Source organism: Gangjinia marincola, assembly GCF_039523415.1.
GTDB lineage: Bacteria > Bacteroidota > Bacteroidia > Flavobacteriales > Flavobacteriaceae > Gangjinia > Gangjinia marincola.
In genome coordinates this window covers 86,070-102,645 of the sequence record NZ_BAAAFG010000016.1, presented here as the reverse complement: position 1 = coordinate 102,645, position 16,576 = coordinate 86,070, and the positions used below count along the sequence as shown (strand labels likewise).

Genomic DNA, 16,576 nt, shown 5'->3' with positions numbered 1-16,576 from the left:
TTACTCTTTTTCATTGCACATCCATCACCATGCGCGTATCTTTGGTTGCACAACCACACTGTATGTCGACTGTCAAACTTATTGAATGTCCGCGAGATGCCATGCAAGGCATTAAATCCTTCATTCCTACAGAGAGAAAGGTGCAGTACATTCAAAGTTTATTACGCTGTGGATTCGATACCATAGATGTGGGCAGTTTTGTATCTCCAAAAGCAATCCCCCAGATGGTAGATACAAGTGAGGTACTTGCTCAATTAGACCTTTCTACAACTAAGAGTAAATTGTTGGCTATAGTAGCTAATGTTCGCGGAGCTATTGCCGCTGCAGCGGAAAAGGAAATTCATTATTTAGGCTATCCGTTTTCTATTTCAGAGAATTTCCAAATGCGAAACACCCATAAAACCATCGCCCAGTCAGTCGAAGTTTTGCGTGAAATTTTAGCGATTGCTAAGAATGCTAATAAAGAAGTGGTGGTCTATATTTCGATGGGATTTGGTAATCCGTATGGAGATCCCTGGAATGTGGAAATAGTAGGGGAGTGGACCGAAAAACTTGCCCTCATGGGAACCAAGATTTTATCCCTATCAGATACCGTGGGCACCTCTAATCCCGAAAATATCTCGTACCTATTTTCAAATTTAGTTCCTAAATATCCTGGCGTTGAATTTGGCGCGCATCTCCATACAACACCTACCACTTGGTATGAAAAAGTTCATGCTGCCTATCAATCAGGATGTAGAAGATTTGACGGAGCCATTCAAGGCTTTGGAGGTTGTCCAATGGCAAAAGATGAACTAACCGGCAATATGCCTACAGAAAAAGTGGTGTCTTACCTCACCAAAGAAAAAACAGATTTTGGCGTTAAAATGACCAGTTTTGAATCTGCCTACAACGAAGCTACAAAGCTATTTACGGCGTATCATTAGGGTGATAAACTCCTAATTAAAACACCAGTACACAAAGAGATTTTACTCGCCTAGTTTTACCAAATTGTTAATTATTTATATTTATTCTAAATAAGTTTTGTCAGTTTCTTGCTGTACTATATTTTTGTGTCATTATTAAGAATTAGTCTAAATAAAAGAAACAGAAGTATGAAATTCACTAAACACCCTATTTTCATAGCTACCATTATGGCAGTTTCCTTTACTGCTTGTACAGATGACGATGACGCCACAACAGATGTTCAGTTAGAAGTACCTACTAATTATAACTTTACCCGTAATGGAGAAAGCACGGTGAATTTTAGTGGTCAGACCACCCGTATTCTCATGGCAGATGAATTAAATGATAGATTATTAGATTTTTCAATAGATGATGAGCTTTTATTAAATCAATTTAGTAATGAAAATGATCCTTTTTCTTCATCAGATTTAAATGATTCAGATAAAAGTATTAAAAGCAAAGTAGCAGCATCTGCAGATTACTTTAGTACAAATTTGACGTTGAGCGCAACGATAAAAAATACGCTGGAATCCTGGTTGTCAAAACAAGCGAATGAGATTTTTCCTTTTCAGGATAATTCAGCACAGGCAGGTGAAGCAGGGCAATTGGCAGACGGCGATAATGTGCGTTATGTCAACGCGCAGGGGTTAGAATTTAATCAGCTTTTTACTAAATCTCTCATAGGTGCTTTGATGGTAGATCAAACGCTTAACAATTATTTGAGTCCGGCAGTATTGGATGAAGGTCAAAATCGAGAAGAGAACGATAGTGATATTCTAGCCGAAGGAAAAACCTACACCACCATGGAGCACAAATGGGATGAGGCTTATGGCTATTTATACGGTACTTCTGAAAATCCGGCTAATCCTAATGATAAAATTGGAGAAGCAGATGATTATTTGAATAAATACATCGGTAGAGTTGAAAATGATGAGGATTTTTCAGGCATTGCAGAGCGAATATTCAATGCATTCAAGACGGGAAGAGCAGCTATTGTTGCGAAAGATTATGATATTCGTGATGAACAAGCAAATATCATTCAGCAGGAAATATCAAATATTATTGGTATTCGCGCGGTTTATTATCTTGAGCAGGCTAAATCTGGTATTGCAACTGAAAATTGGGGAACTGCTTTTCATGATCTCTCTGAGGCGTATGGATTTATTTACAGCCTTCAATTCACAAAGAATCCTGCAACAAATCAGCCCTACTTTAATGCTGCAGAGGTCGACGACTTACTTACTGATCTTATGGATGATGGCGAAGATGGTCTTTGGGATGTAAGTGTAGAAACCCTGTCAACTATTTCAGAAATCATTGCGGCAGAATTTGATTTTACGATTGAACAAGCTGGAAGTTAACGTTAAATATTGTTTAGTTAAGTTGAAAAGGGAGACCACTCTTTTCCAGAACGGAATCCCTTTTTTAAATTTGCAAAAAAATTTAAAATGAAGAAAATAGCCTTTCTTTTAATTGGATTTATACTTTTAAATTCCTGTGAATCTGATAGCACAGATACTCCTCAATCTGATACATTTGATCGTACAGAATTATTGATTAATTGGGCAGACAATATCATTATTCCCTATTATCAAAATGTAGATGTTGCTCTCTCTCAACTTAGAACAGAGGCAGAAGATTTTACAGCAGATCCTTCAATAAATTCATTGAACAATGTAAGAGAAAGCTGGAAAGCGGCATATCTTATATGGCAACGTACAGCTATGTTTGAAATTGGACCGGCAGAAAATAATGATCTTAGGTTAAATCTCAACACTTATCCTGTGAATGCTACTACGATTGAGGCTAATATCAATAATCAGAATGTGAATCTCACGCTACCCTCAAATCGTACCGCTAAGGGTTTTGGTACAATTGACTATTTATTGTATAATGAAACGACAGAGGATGATATTATTGCTCAGTTTTCGACAGAGGATGGTTCAGCTCTTCGTTCAGCTTATTTAATGCAAGTGATTGATGATATGCAAACCTTGATCAACCTAGTGAAAGAGCAATGGCAAAATTCTTATAGAGATGAATTTGTAGGTAATTCAGGTTCATCTGCAACAGCTTCGGTAGATCGATTTGTGAATGATTACATTTTCTATTATGAAAAATTTCTACGCGCAGGTAAAATGGGAATTCCGTTAGGAGTATTTTCCGGCAATAAGGAGCCTCAAACATTGGAAGCATTTTACGAGGGAACTCTTGCAAAAGAACTTTTTCTTGAAGGATTGGATGCCACACGTGATTTCTTTAATGGAGAACATGTGAATGAAACAACTTCAGGCGAGAGCCTTTATTCCTATCTTCAAGAACTCAATGAACTTAAAGATGGTGCCAATTTAGGAGATTTGATTAACGATCAATTTGATCTTGCCTTTACTAAAGTACAGGAATTAGATACATTTAAAGCAGAAATAGAAGATAACGATGTACCCAATGATATGCTAGGGGCATACGAAGAAGTACAGCGTTTGGTGCCACTTTTTAAGGTGGATATGGTCTCTGCTATGAGTATCAATATTGATTTTGTAGATGCAGACGGGGATTAGTATTGTCTGGTATTGTTTCTACATATCTCAATAGAACCACAAAGGCCGCTCCCTTAGCGGTCTTTCGTATTCTTTTTGGTGGTCTAATGCTATTTAGCATCATACGTTTTTGGAGCTACGGCTGGATCTCAAAAATGTATATTGAACCCTCTTTTTTCTTTAGTTATTACGGTTTTGAATGGGTAAAGCCGTTAGGAATATATACATATATCTTATTTATTATATGTGGTATTTCTGCCCTTTTTATCTTACTTGGCTTTAAATATCGTGTGTCGAGTGTTATCTTTTTTCTAAGTTTCACTTACATCGAATTGATGGATAAAACCACTTATCTCAACCATTATTACTTTGTTAGTGTGGTGAGTTTCATGCTTATTTTTTTACCCGCACATCATTATTTTTCTGTTGATGCTATGCGAAATAAAATGTTGAGCAGCCCGGTAGTGCCTAGTTGGACCATAGATGCGATTAAACTTATGATCACACTGGTTTACTTTTATGCCGGCTTGGCGAAATTAAATTCAGATTGGTTATTGGATGCCATGCCTTTAAAAATCTGGTTGCCCTCAAAAGTAGATACCCCTTTTATTGGCAATTTAATGGCAAAAGAGTGGGTGCAATATGCCTTTAGTTGGATAGGAGCGATCTATGATCTGTTGATTCCGTTTTTTTTGTGGTTTGGAAACCGAAAATGGATTGCATTTACCGTCGTCGTAGTTTTTCATATGCTTACCTGGGTATTATTTCCTATCGGAATATTTCCCTACGTAATGATCTGTTCAACGTTGATTTATTTTTCTGCAGAGTTTCATGAAAAAATTATCGATAGACTCACAAAGCTTCTGAAAATTACACCTCATTCATCAGCACCGGTAATCCTTCAGAAGAGATCATCAGGGACAATCGCACAAGTCATTGTGGGATTGGTTCTGTTTATTCAATTGCTTGTGCCGTTTAGATATCTGGCCTATCCCGGTGAACTTTTTTGGACAGAAGAGGGGTATCGCTTTTCATGGCGCGTCATGTTGATGGAAAAAACCGGATACGCGCAATTCAAAATAGTTAACAAAGAAACAGGTAAATGGTTTTATGTTAATAATACAGATTTTTTGACCTCCTTTCAGGAAAAACAAATGTCCTTTCAGCCAGATTTTATAGTAGAGTACGCTCATTTTTTAAAAAAGCATTTTGAAAGCCAGGGTCATCGACCCATCGGCGTTTTTGTAGATAGTCACGTGGCCTTAAATGGGAGATTGAGCCAACCATTTATTGATCCGACCATAGATTTAAGTACCATAAAGGACTCGTTTAGTTCAAAAAAATGGATATTGCCGTTCAATGATGAAATTAAAGGTTTGTAATATACTTGCCCTAATGGGCTTTTGTTTTATTTCAATTGGACAAACGTACCAGGTGAAAGTTCAAGATGGTGGTGGAAACCCTATTAAAGGCACCGAGGTATTTATCGAAGAGATCGATAAGACCTTTTACAGTAACGCGCAAGGTTCATTTACAATAACCGGTCTCACTCCAGGAACATATACCGTGCTGGCTTTTTCAATGGCATATCAGATTTTTCAGGAACCGGTAATATTTGATCCTTCAAAGACCATTACTATAACGCTTGAGCCCTTAGGAGAGGAACTAAACGAAGTAATTATTACCCAGCAACGTCAAAAGCTCTTTAGTCTTCGTCGCTTAAAACCTGTGGAGGGAACTGCTATTTACGCGGGTAAAAAGAGTGAAGTGGTATTACTCGAAAATATCGTAGGTAATATTGCGGCAAACAATCCGCGACAGATTTACAATCAGGTAGTAGGTTTGAATATTTATGAGGATTGTAATGCAGGTTTACAACTCAATATTGGCGGGAGAGGATTAAACCCAAATCGCTCTGCAAATTTCAATATTAGGCAAAATGGATACGATATAAGTGCAGACGTGTTGGGTTATCCAGAGAGTTATTATTCCCCACCGCCAGAGGCGCTGGAAGAAATACAGATTGTAAGGGGAGCCGCATCACTCCAATACGGGACTCAATTTGGTGGCTTGATTAATTTTAAATTCAAAGAACCAGATCCCACTAAAGAAATTGAATTAGTGACCCGGCAGAGTATAGGCTCTTTTGGATTATTTACCAGTTTTAATAGTCTTGGAGGCAAAGTGGGAGACCTGAGTTATTACACCTATTTTAGTTATAAAAATGGAGAATGTTTTAGATGTAACAGCGGGTTTGACTCAAAAAATATCTTCGCTTCACTGGCGTATGATTTTTCAAAAAAAACTAAGCTAAAACTGGAAACGACGTACATGAATTATCTGGCGCAGCAGCCCGGCGGAATTTCAGACGCACAGTTTTACGAAGATCCATCCTTTACGAATAGAGCGCGTAACTGGTTTAAGGTTGATTGGTTATTATACGCCTTGCAGTTGGAGCATATATTCTCTCAACAAACCAAGGCCAGTCTTCAGTTTTTTGGATTAGATGCTTCAAGAAGTGCTGTAGGCTTTAGGGAAAATCGAGTAAATACGGTAGACGACCCTAATGAACAAAGAGAATTATTGGTGGATAATTTTGTTAATTGGGGTGCAGAGGCGCGGGTTATTACAAAGTATGCGTTAAAAGAAATTCCAGCAACCTTACTCGTAGGAACAAAATTTTACCAAACCAATAATGATCAGCGGCAAGGACCGGGATCTGCTTCAGCAGAACCGGATTTTAATTTCGCTACAGAAGAATTCCCTAACTATCCACGGCAGGCAAATTTTGATTTTCCCAATACCAATCTGGCATTTTTTGGAGAAAATATTTTTGAGCTTTCTGAAAAATTCAGCATTACCCCGGGATTTAGATTTGAATACATCAAAACCGAAAGTGAAGGCTCATTTAAAAATATTGTGGTTGACCTGGCTGGGAATGTTCTATTAAATGAAGAAATTGACGATTCCCGAAGCTTTGAGCGTAATTTTATCTTGCTGGGTTTAGGATTTTCTTATAAACCAACTTCGGCAGTGGAATTTTATGCCAATGTATCTGAAAATTACCGATCAGTAACCTTTAGCGATATACGTATCACGAACCCTAATTTTGTGATTGATGAAAACATTGAGGACGAAAGTGGTTATACTGCAGATATTGGAGTTCGCGGCAAATACGAAAACTTATTTTCTTACGATGTAAGTGCTTTTGGATTGTTTTATAACGGCCGTATTGGTGAAATTCAGCGTGAAGAGACTAGAATTGATGTCAATGGGAACGAAATTGGAACGGGCAGATTAATACGCTTTCGATCCAATATTGGAGATGCATTTATCTATGGATTTGAAAGTTTAATCGATTGGAATGTAAAAAATACCTTGCTATCTAATACGCCGAACCTTCGGTTAAATCTATTTAATAATTTGGCCCTCACTCGATCCGACTATACTTCTTCTGATAGTAATGGGGTAGAGGATAATCGGGTAGAATTTATTCCGCAGGTAAATCTAAAAAGCGGACTTAATTTTGGTTATAAAAATTTTCTGGGGAGTCTTCAATACACCTATATTTCAGAACAATTTACAGACGCCACAAATGCCCCTCAGGACGTTAATGATAGTCAAAGTGGTATAATAGGCAGTATTCCGGCATATGATATTATGGACCTTTCTTTTTCGTATACCTATAAAAAATGGCGCATTGAAACCGGGATAAATAATCTGTTAGATGAGGTGTATTTTACTCGAAGGGCTACAGGATATCCGGGTCCCGGGATTATTCCTTCAGAACCTAGAACCTATTATCTTACCTTGCAGTTGACCTTATGATCCTCATAAAAATAAAGTGAATTTAAAATCACGTTATAAACTCATTTCTAAAATGTATATTTGCATGCAATTAGAAATTAAGCGACATCTTTTCGCATTAAATTAATTGCCATGACCGCACACGAATCTAAGATTATAGGAGAAGGATTAACGTACGATGATGTTCTTCTTGTTCCCGCATACAGCCAGGTGCTCCCCAGAGAAGTAAGCATAAAGTCCAAGTTCACAAAAAATATTTCGCTTAATGTTCCCGTAGTTTCTGCTGCTATGGACACAGTAACTGAATCCAAAATGGCTATTGCTATTGCGCGTGAGGGTGGGATAGGGGTCCTCCACAAAAACATGACCATTGAGCAACAAGCGACTAAGGTGCGTAAAGTAAAACGTGCAGAGAATGGGATGATTCTTGATCCTGTGACGCTTCCACAAACGGCAACTGTACTTGATGCGAAGCAACATATGGCAGAGCATAGCATTGGCGGGATTCCAATTGTAGATAGCGATAAAAAATTGATCGGAATTGTAACTAATCGTGACTTGCGCTTTGAACACCAAAACGATCGTCCCATAAGTGAAGTTATGACGACTAAAGATCTGGTTACTGTAAAAAAAGGTACCTCTTTAAGTGATGCCGAAGTCATTTTACAAAAAAACAAAATTGAAAAACTCCCTGTAGTTGATGAGAAATATATGCTCATAGGATTAATAACCTTTAGAGATATCACCAAGCTCACCCAAAAACCTCATGCAAACAAGGATTCCTTCGGAAGATTACGCGTTGCCGCAGCAATAGGAGTAACAGGAGACGCCGTAGAGCGTGCAGAGGCTTTAGTAAAAGCTGGCGTTGATGCGATTGTGATAGATACGGCTCACGGTCACACAAAAGGGGTGGTAACCATTCTAACAGAAGTTAAAGAAAAATTCCCTAAGCTTGAGGTGGTGGTAGGTAATATCGCCACAGCCCAAGCGGCTAAATATCTGGTTGATGCAGGAGCAGATGCTGTGAAAGTGGGAATAGGTCCGGGATCGATCTGTACAACACGTGTAGTGGCGGGGGTAGGTTTTCCACAATTTTCTGCTGTACTTGAAGTGGCTGCTGCCATTAAAGGAACGGGAGTACCTGTAATTGCCGATGGCGGAATTAGATACACAGGGGATATACCCAAAGCACTTGCAGCAGGAGCAGACTGTGTGATGTTGGGATCGTTGCTGGCAGGAACCAAAGAATCCCCTGGAGAAACCATTATTTATGAAGGCCGAAAGTTTAAATCTTACCGCGGCATGGGATCTGTTGAAGCAATGAAAGAAGGTTCTAAAGATCGCTATTTTCAAGATGTAGAAGACGATATTAAAAAATTAGTGCCCGAAGGTATCGTAGGTCGTGTACCGTATAAAGGAGAACTGGTAGAGAGCATGACCCAATTCATAGGCGGACTAAGAGCCGGAATGGGATATTGTGGTGCAGCTACGGTGGAGGATCTTAAAAATAGTGCCAAATTCATTAAAATAACCGCCAGCGGAATTAATGAAAGTCATCCACATGATGTCACAATTACCAAAGAGGCACCTAATTATAGTAGATAAGATAAATTCTATCACAGGTATATTCTAAGTTATTCTCATCTAAAAAAAATCTCTATGCTTTCCCTATAGTTAATGCGACCATTTGTATACATTAATACGTAGAAATGTGGATATTTACATCTATTATCCAACGGGATGATTACATTTAGAACATGCAAAAATATCTCATAGCGTTAACTTTACTAATTAGTCTGTTTTCTTGTGCGGAGGAAATTGAGGAACCTTATCGTCTTCCAAAGAATCCTGAGCAGTTACTAGCTTCAGACTCTACTAAAACCTGGAAAATCGCCCGAAGGTTTAACGATAAGACCAGAATGAACATGGGCTACTGTTTTATGCGGTATCGACAGGAGTTTTCGGTAGAAGGTAAGGTGAGTGATAACAACAACGAGTCCAATGAATGTGGGGAATCATTAGTTGCAACCTGGAAAATTTTAACAAATAGTAATCAGCAATCCTATCTTAGACTATCCAGCGATCAAATACCGGCATTATTCAATCAGGAAAAGAATTTTAAGGATTTCAAGATTCTAAAATTAACGAAGGATTCTCTTACCTTATCCTTTCGTCATAAACAGTACGGTGATACCTATAGAACTATAACCGATTATTTAGTGAGAGAAGATTTGGATATAGGAGATCGAAATTTTCATTGGTAAAATAAAAAGAGCCTCTAATAAGGCTCTTTTTGTTAAAAAAATAAGATGAGAGATTACATCTGTAATCCTAACTTCGTAAGAACCAATGTTGTGATATCATGCGCTGGATCCATATAAGCAATGGTGTTATCTATAGTAAGAACTTGAGTATACTTCTTTTCTTTTGCTACATCTGCAATCGCCTGGCTTAGCTTATTATAAATAGGTTGCATAAGCTCATTTTCTTTAAGCTGCACCATCATTTGTGCATTCTTTCTAAAGTTTGAAATATCCTGTTCCTTCGTCATCATCTCTTTTTGCTTCTCTTTAAGTGTGTCCTGGTCAATGTCCTTTTGCTCCTTGCCCTGCATTTCTTCTTGAAATGTTTTGATGTCTTGTCTATAAACATCCATTTTTTCCTGCAACTGAGTTTCTAATCCCTTGGCATATTCATCTACTTCTTTTTGAACTTTAGGAAGTTCGGTCATTTTAGAAAGGATGAGGTTAGTATCAATCGTTCCAACAGTTTGTGCGAAAGCGCCTATGGTAATAAATAGAAATGTACAAGTAAATAAAATTCGTTTCATGATCATTTTTTGTTAAGTGGCAAATATAACTAAGCAAAGTCTTTGCCAAAAGTTATTAGAGAGTATTCTTAATTCGGACGCTTGTAATTAAAAGGAGCTAAGTAAACTTCTGGTTCAATCTAACAATAAATTTTCAACCTAAACCTTAAATCTTAAACAGAATGACTACTCTGCATACTGACCTCGATGGGGTTTTAATGCATCTCGTACCTCAGGCATTTCAGTAGGTGTAACAATCATATAGGCAATTGAATACAGCTCTGATATATCCATTGTTCCCGTAGTAGTTAAGGTCAGATTTTGGGCAGTACTATATTCTTTTAAGTGAATTTCATGGTGCTCCGCCGTTTGTTTTGCAGTTGGTCCTCTAAAGTCCCATATGAGTTTTAGGTTTTTCTCCATCTTCTTTTCCTGCAAAGGTAATTGTTACATAATATTACCTAAAAAGACTGAGACTCTTTATCTGAGGTCTCAGTTTTTTACGCTTGTTGCCGAATTTGTTCGACTGTATAGGATTTTCCTTCCTTCCTTGCTTGAGGCATGAATGGACTAAGTGGACATGACCTTAATTAGAAATTAGCCTTTGGTAACGTCACCAGAGCCAGCTTTGTTAATGTCACGCATTTCTGGGTCACCTTTGTAGGTGATGTCACCAGATCCCGCAACGCTTGCTTTTAGACTTTGTGTTGCATGAACGCTTATATCACCAGATCCCGCTACCTTAGCATCTACATTTTCTGCTACAAGATTTCTTGCATCCAGATCACCAGAACCCGAAACTCTGCAATCCAGTGTTTTTGTACTTCCTTTAATTGACAAATCTCCTGACCCGGTTACTTTTGCATTGGTATCTCTCGCTTCAACTTCAATTACTAAATCTCCAGATCCTGTAACACTGGTTTCAAAGAAATCAGCTTTTAATTTCATTTTTCCTATCATGTCACCAGATCCTACCACATTAGCACCACTTATGGCCTCTACAGGAACTTTGATCAAAATAGTTTCACCGCTGGTGGGTTTAAGTTGAACACCTTTCTTTTGCTTTATTACAAGCTCTCCACCTTTAACTTCTGTCTCAATATATTCTAATAAATTGCTTTCACCAGAGATAACCAGTTTGCCTTCGGTTCCTTGAACTAACTCTACGTCCATCCAGCCCTGTAATGTAACTTCATCGTAGTCACCGGTAGATCGATTTTCAGTTATTACCTTACCATTTCCCTTTATTTTATCGCTTCCCCACCATTGAGCTTGAGTTGTTGATACAAAGGCTAATGCGATGATTAATACAGATAGTTTTTTCATGATAATTTGTTTTATGTTGTTCGTTTTATTACTAGTTAAATTAGAAAGATTATTATTGTTTGGTTAAGGTAACACTTCCATAATCTGAATTGATATTAATCGTATTTTTCGCATTTTTATTGAGGTGATATCCGTTTATTTTACGACCTCCATTGCTTTTTTCGTCTAACGTTAGCGTGAGCTCATCCTTTCCTTTTAAGTTGGCATAAGATAAGTCTGCAGTGATCGTAAACTCATAGTTAGCATCGTAACCAATTCTTACCGGAGTATAATCAGAATCAATTCTTATGTTTCCTGATTTTTCTCTCACCGTTTCAATTTTTATACTTCCGTAGTCACTATTCAAATCGGCCTCTCCTTCTAATTGCCCGATACGCTGAGAGACATAATCACCACGCCCTATTACACCCATTGTTTTCTCCACGGTAATTTTCCCGTAGTCACAGTTATAATTTAGTTTTTTAATGGCTCCTAAGCTAGACTTTGTATAATCTGCTCGCAACTCCAAATCGTCGGCTTTCATCAATTCAAAGCCGCTATAATCTGCGCTAATTTTGCCAGACTTCATGTATTGAATGGTGCTATTATTGGTATAATCAAAATTCAAATAATTATCTGTAGATAATAATTCTCCCAGGATTAGTTTACCATAATCACAATTGATATCCACACTACCCGTAGCTTTATCCAGCGCAATACTGCCATAGTCATTATCCAATTCAAAATTATTGCTACTAGGAGCTTTAATGATGTAATTTATTTCGGTGTGGACATTGTTATTTCCTCCCCACCAACTACTCCACCAACTTTTTTCTTTTTTGTCGAAAATCGTTTTAGCAGAAACCTTACTTGAGCTGGAACTAATATCTACATTAATATTGTCAAGATGCTCTTGTACATCTTCAAGATCATCTCCGCTAGTTGTGATAATGATTTCCATGACTACTTTATTTTGATCCCAGGTTGTAATATCAATATTACCGTAGCTGTTATCAATTGCCAAGAGCGCGTTAGCATTAACATTAAAATTTTTATTGATTTTTTTAGATTTGGTATGCTTCCAATTCTTGCCTTTCTCGCCGTGAGCTAAAGTGATTACTGGAACACATAATAAACATACGATAAGTTTAAAGGTATTGATTTTCATTTTTAGTTGATTTTAGTTCATTAATGGTTTGAATTTTTTCCATGACCTCTTTTAAGAGATCAATGCGTTGTTGAAAATTGTTAATCATAGCAAATATTACGCGTTGATCTTGCTCACTTTCTATTAAATCTGATTTCAAAACATCATATCGTGCTTCAAGTAACGTTATTTGGATCATGGCATCCTGAATAAGTTGCTTTGCTTCAGGAGATGTATTATTTTTTAATTGATTTAGCTCATGCTCAATTGCAGCCGAATAGAAAGACTGTGTTTGTTTCATTTCTTTAGAAACACTTCCCAGTTCGCCGGCTTCCGAAGGAGCGGTAGAAAAAATAAATAATCCCGCAATACTCATTATTAGTACAATACTCGCTGCAATACTAAGCCAGGTTGGCCAATGAGATTTTCTACGGTAATTATTCTCGCTTAATTTCTTAGTAAAGCGTTCTCTATGTCCCGTTGTTGGCTCTTGAAGATCAAAAGAGAGCTCTTTAAATATATCTTCTACGTGCTTATTGGTACTCATTTGTCAATATTTTTCTCAATTTTTCTTTTGCTCTAGAAATCATAGTTCTGCAATTTGCATATGATATTTCCATAATAGTACTAACCTCCTCATAATCGTATCCCTCGATCAAATGCAAGGTGAGGGACAAGCGATAATTCTCTTTAAGTGAGTTTAACGCACTCAAAACTCGTTTGACTTTCGCTGCAGTAACTTCGTTTTTCTCCAGGACAACTCTCTGATGATGCGTCATTACTTCATGTTCTACATGCTCATAGGCTACCTTTTGCATTTTTATCTGTTGATGATAGGCCCTAATACTGTGATTCACCACGATTCGCTTTAACCATGAACCAAAAGATGAATCCTCTCTAAAACTATCTAACTTGCTAAACGCTTTTAAAAAAGCTTCTTGCATAATATCTTCGGCCTCAGCAGCATCATGCACAATTCGGCGTGCAGTATTATACATTGCCTTATAATATAAATCATAGACCTTAAGCTGTGCACGTTGATCTCCTTGTTTACATTGCGCAAGTAATGAGCTAATATGTGGTTGGGTTAGTTGCAAAAAATGATCACATTCTATTCTAAAGATACCTCCAAATATAAACTGTTACACTTTTTGTCATCTTTTTTATTTTTAGTCGGAAAATGGAGCGATGGCATAAGAATTGCCATTTATGAGTATAAAAATGATCAAAACGGGAAGATCAGGGTGTTGACAGATAGATATATACGGAAGAATTCCCTTTAAGAGACAATTAAAGTACACTAGAAATAATACTATGAGTAAAGTGAAATCAATTTCATTTGACAAAATGTCATTACAAGGAATAGATCAGGATGCCGAATTAATACCCTTAATGACGCCTGAAGATGAAGAAGAAATCAATAATGAAGAGTTACCTGATTCAATTCCAATTTTACCGTTAAGAAACACAGTTCTTTTTCCGGGAGTAGTCATTCCAATTACAGCCGGGAGAGATAAATCTATCAAGCTCATCAATGATGCCAACAATGGTAGTAAAGTAATAGGAGTAGTGGCACAAACTGATGAGGAAGTTGAAAATCCTGCCTTTACAGATATTTATACGACTGGTGTTGTAGCCCGAATATTACGTGTACTTAAAATGCCAGATGGTAACACAACGGTAATTATCCAGGGAAAAAAACGCTTTGAAATACAGGAAATTACGGCAGAGCAACCTTACCTCACAGCTTCGATCAAGGAAGTTCCTGAAACTAGACCAGAGAAGGCTAATGAAGAATTCTCTGCTATCGTAGAATCCATTAAGGATCTATCGCTTCAAATCATCAGCCACAGTCCGAACATTCCCAGCGAAGCGTCTTTCGCAATAAAGAATATTGAGAGTCCAAGTTTCCTCATCAACTTTGTTTCTTCTAATATGAGTTTATCTGTTGAGGATAAACAGTCTTTATTAGAAACGAATGATCTCAAAGAGCGCGCACTGGAAACCTTGAAATTCATGAATACAGAATTTCAAAAACTGGAACTTAAACAAGATATCCAGTCTAAGGTGCAGAGCGATATGAGCCAACAGCAACGAGAATATTTCTTGCATCAGCAAATGAAAACCATTCAAGAAGAGTTGGGTGGCGCTTCGCACGAGGATGAGATTGAAGAAATGAAAGCCCGCGGAAAGAAGAAAAAATGGAACGAGAAAGTGGCCAAGCATTTCAAAAAAGAGATTGCGAAGCTACAGCGTATGAATCCGCAGGTGGCTGAATTCTCTATCCAACGTAATTATCTGGATTTAGTACTGGAATTACCCTGGAATGAATTTAGTAAAGATAAATTCGACTTAAAACGCGCCAAAAAGATATTAGATCGGGATCATCACGGTTTAGATGAGGTAAAACGTCGTATTATTGAATACTTAGCGGTACTTAAATTACGAAACGATATGAAGTCGCCCATCATTTGCTTGTATGGACCTCCCGGTGTGGGGAAAACTTCGCTGGGGAAGTCAGTTGCCGAAGCACTTGGACGAGAGTATGTTCGTGTCTCCTTAGGAGGTATGCGTGATGAAGCCGAAGTACGCGGTCATCGTAAAACCTATATCGGTGCCATGCCCGGTAGAATTATTCAAAGCATCAAGAAAGCAGGAACCAGTAATCCTGTGTTTGTATTAGATGAAATCGATAAGCTTTCTAGCGGAATCCAAGGTGATCCATCTTCCGCCTTGCTAGAAGTCTTAGATCCAGAGCAAAACAGTGAGTTTCATGATAACTTTTTAGAATTAGGCTATGACCTTTCTAAAGTGATGTTTATCGCTACGTCTAATAGCTTAAATACGATTCAGCCGGCCTTGAGAGATCGTATGGAAATCATTAATGTAACCGGGTATACGATTGAAGAAAAAGTAGAAATCGCCCGTAAGCATCTACTGCCGAAGCAGCTTAAGGAGCACGGGATGACCAAAGACCAACTTAAGATTGGAAAAAAACGACTTGAAAAGATTGTAGAAGGATATACACGTGAAAGTGGTGTGCGCGGACTGGAAAAACAAATCGCAAAAATGGTGCGTTATGCAGCCAAAAATATCGCGATGGAAGAGGAATATAACATCACCATTTCTAATGAAGATGTAGTAGAGGTTTTGGGGACTACTAAATTAGAGCGCGACAAGTATGAAAACAACGATGTTGCAGGTGTGGTAACTGGATTGGCGTGGACTAAGGTAGGAGGAGATATTTTATTTATCGAATCCATTTTATCTAAAGGAAAAGGGAATCTAAGCATTACCGGAAATTTAGGAAAGGTCATGAAAGAGTCGGCGACCATTGCAATGGAATACATCAAAGCCAATGCAGAAGAATTTGGAATTGACCCTTCGGTTTTTGAGAAGTATAACGTACATATCCATGTGCCAGAAGGGGCTACCCCAAAGGATGGTCCAAGTGCCGGGATCACAATGTTAACATCACTGGTATCTTTATTTACCCAGCGAAAAGTGAAAAAGAGCATTGCAATGACCGGCGAAATCACGCTGCGTGGAAAAGTGCTTCCGGTCGGTGGAATTAAAGAAAAGATTCTCGCCGCCAAGCGTGCCCGAATTAAAGAAATCGTGTTGTGTGCAGATAACAAATCTGATATTGAGGATATCAAGCAGGACTACTTAAAAGGACTTACTTTTCACTATGTTAAAGACATGAGTGAAGTCTTACAAGTAGCACTTACCAAACAAAAAGTAAAGAACGCAAAGGAGCTTTAATTTAGTAAGCAGTAGTCAGCCACAAGTTTTCAATTCGTTATCTATAAATATCTTAATATAAAGGACAATTTTCTTTGTGAACCATTGTGTCTTTTTTGAGGTCCTTTGTGTAAGAACTTAATTCAATTTTTGTTACGTATAAATCCTCCCCCTTGACCGCGTGTCGCATTAGCTTTAGCGATGGCACAAGGGGCGTTAGAGGGATGTATTTCATAATAGAATTTCATACTCATTAAACTGAACTTCTCAGATTAAAACAAA

At 37.8% G+C, this 16,576-nt stretch carries 14 protein-coding genes; 8 read left to right on the top strand and 6 right to left on the bottom strand.

Annotated elements, in window-relative coordinates; all coding sequences use genetic code 11:
- Positions 1 to 62 precede the first annotated feature (62 nt).
- The 7 genes from ABD000_RS11315 to ABD000_RS11285 all read left to right on the top strand — a co-directional run bounded on the left by ABD000_RS11315 (position 63) and on the right by ABD000_RS11285 (position 9,553).
- The gene (locus ABD000_RS11315; RefSeq protein WP_343767538.1) at positions 63 to 926 is read left to right on the top strand and encodes a hydroxymethylglutaryl-CoA lyase; all 864 of its coding nucleotides are present in this window, start codon (positions 63 to 65) and stop codon (positions 924 to 926) included.
- Between the two features lie 168 nt (positions 927 to 1,094).
- Positions 1,095 to 2,306: a DUF4856 domain-containing protein gene (locus tag ABD000_RS11310; protein WP_343767536.1), complete on the top strand. Its 1,212-nt coding sequence runs from the start codon at positions 1,095 to 1,097 to the stop codon at positions 2,304 to 2,306.
- An 87-nt stretch (positions 2,307 to 2,393) separates the two neighbouring features.
- Positions 2,394 to 3,503 (top strand): imelysin family protein, encoded by a 1,110-nt coding sequence (locus ABD000_RS11305; RefSeq protein ID WP_343767533.1) that lies wholly within the window; start codon positions 2,394 to 2,396, stop codon positions 3,501 to 3,503.
- A gap of 2 nt (positions 3,504 to 3,505) precedes the next feature.
- A complete protein-coding gene (locus ABD000_RS11300; protein ID WP_343767530.1) occupies positions 3,506 to 4,864 on the top strand; it encodes an HTTM domain-containing protein in 1,359 nt (452 codons plus the stop codon).
- A complete protein-coding gene (locus ABD000_RS11295; protein ID WP_425545366.1) occupies positions 4,845 to 7,310 on the top strand; it encodes a TonB-dependent receptor domain-containing protein in 2,466 nt (821 codons plus the stop codon). Before ABD000_RS11300 ends, ABD000_RS11295 begins: the two co-directional genes overlap by 20 nt.
- A gap of 111 nt (positions 7,311 to 7,421) precedes the next feature.
- Positions 7,422 to 8,894: an IMP dehydrogenase gene (guaB, locus tag ABD000_RS11290; RefSeq protein WP_343767524.1), complete on the top strand. Its 1,473-nt coding sequence runs from the start codon at positions 7,422 to 7,424 to the stop codon at positions 8,892 to 8,894.
- A 152-nt stretch (positions 8,895 to 9,046) separates the two neighbouring features.
- A complete protein-coding gene (locus ABD000_RS11285) occupies positions 9,047 to 9,553 on the top strand; it encodes a hypothetical protein (RefSeq protein WP_343767521.1) in 507 nt (168 codons plus the stop codon).
- 53 nt (positions 9,554 to 9,606) lie between these two features.
- Here ABD000_RS11285 and ABD000_RS11280 read toward each other — a convergent pair whose 3' ends face one another.
- From ABD000_RS11280 to ABD000_RS11255, 6 genes are all read right to left on the bottom strand, one after another.
- Positions 9,607 to 10,119 (bottom strand): OmpH/Skp family outer membrane protein, encoded by a 513-nt coding sequence (locus tag ABD000_RS11280; protein WP_343767517.1) that lies wholly within the window; start codon positions 10,117 to 10,119, stop codon positions 9,607 to 9,609.
- Between the two features lie 165 nt (positions 10,120 to 10,284).
- Positions 10,285 to 10,521 (bottom strand): hypothetical protein, encoded by a 237-nt coding sequence (locus ABD000_RS11275; protein ID WP_343767515.1) that lies wholly within the window; start codon positions 10,519 to 10,521, stop codon positions 10,285 to 10,287.
- Positions 10,522 to 10,695: 174 nt separating this feature from the next.
- Complete coding sequence (locus tag ABD000_RS11270; RefSeq protein WP_343767512.1) at positions 10,696 to 11,424, bottom strand: head GIN domain-containing protein; 729 nt, start codon at positions 11,422 to 11,424, stop codon at positions 10,696 to 10,698.
- 52 nt (positions 11,425 to 11,476) lie between these two features.
- Positions 11,477 to 12,571 carry a hypothetical protein gene (locus ABD000_RS11265; RefSeq protein ID WP_343767510.1) on the bottom strand — a complete coding sequence of 365 codons (1,095 nt, stop codon included), beginning with the start codon at positions 12,569 to 12,571 and terminating at the stop codon, positions 11,477 to 11,479.
- A complete protein-coding gene (locus tag ABD000_RS11260; RefSeq protein ID WP_343767507.1) occupies positions 12,552 to 13,097 on the bottom strand; it encodes a DUF4179 domain-containing protein in 546 nt (181 codons plus the stop codon). Before ABD000_RS11260 ends, ABD000_RS11265 begins: the two co-directional genes overlap by 20 nt.
- Positions 13,084 to 13,647, bottom strand: coding sequence for an RNA polymerase sigma factor (locus ABD000_RS11255; RefSeq protein ID WP_343767504.1), 564 nt, complete (start codon positions 13,645 to 13,647; stop codon positions 13,084 to 13,086). Before ABD000_RS11255 ends, ABD000_RS11260 begins: the two co-directional genes overlap by 14 nt.
- Before the next feature lie 217 nt (positions 13,648 to 13,864).
- Here ABD000_RS11255 and lon point away from each other — a divergent pair, with 217 nt between their 5' ends.
- Positions 13,865 to 16,315 carry an endopeptidase La gene (lon, locus tag ABD000_RS11250; RefSeq protein WP_343767502.1) on the top strand — a complete coding sequence of 817 codons (2,451 nt, stop codon included), beginning with the start codon at positions 13,865 to 13,867 and terminating at the stop codon, positions 16,313 to 16,315.
- The last annotated feature ends 261 nt before the right edge of the window (positions 16,316 to 16,576 follow it).

Coding starts and splice junctions, on each gene's coding strand:
- ABD000_RS11315 (WP_343767538.1), top strand. CDS start 63: ATGTCGACTGTCAAACTTATTGAATGTCCGCGAGATGCCATGCAAGGC.
- ABD000_RS11310 (WP_343767536.1), top strand. CDS start 1,095: ATGAAATTCACTAAACACCCTATTTTCATAGCTACCATTATGGCAGTT.
- ABD000_RS11305 (WP_343767533.1), top strand. CDS start 2,394: ATGAAGAAAATAGCCTTTCTTTTAATTGGATTTATACTTTTAAATTCC.
- ABD000_RS11295 (WP_425545366.1), top strand. CDS start 4,845: ATGAAATTAAAGGTTTGTAATATACTTGCCCTAATGGGCTTTTGTTTT.
- guaB (WP_343767524.1), top strand. CDS start 7,422: ATGACCGCACACGAATCTAAGATTATAGGAGAAGGATTAACGTACGAT.
- ABD000_RS11285 (WP_343767521.1), top strand. CDS start 9,047: ATGCAAAAATATCTCATAGCGTTAACTTTACTAATTAGTCTGTTTTCT.
- ABD000_RS11280 (WP_343767517.1), bottom strand. CDS start 10,119: ATGAAACGAATTTTATTTACTTGTACATTTCTATTTATTACCATAGGC.
- ABD000_RS11275 (WP_343767515.1), bottom strand. CDS start 10,521: ATGGAGAAAAACCTAAAACTCATATGGGACTTTAGAGGACCAACTGCA.
- ABD000_RS11270 (WP_343767512.1), bottom strand. CDS start 11,424: ATGAAAAAACTATCTGTATTAATCATCGCATTAGCCTTTGTATCAACA.
- ABD000_RS11265 (WP_343767510.1), bottom strand. CDS start 12,571: ATGAAAATCAATACCTTTAAACTTATCGTATGTTTATTATGTGTTCCA.
- ABD000_RS11260 (WP_343767507.1), bottom strand. CDS start 13,097: ATGAGTACCAATAAGCACGTAGAAGATATATTTAAAGAGCTCTCTTTT.
- lon (WP_343767502.1), top strand. CDS start 13,865: ATGAGTAAAGTGAAATCAATTTCATTTGACAAAATGTCATTACAAGGA.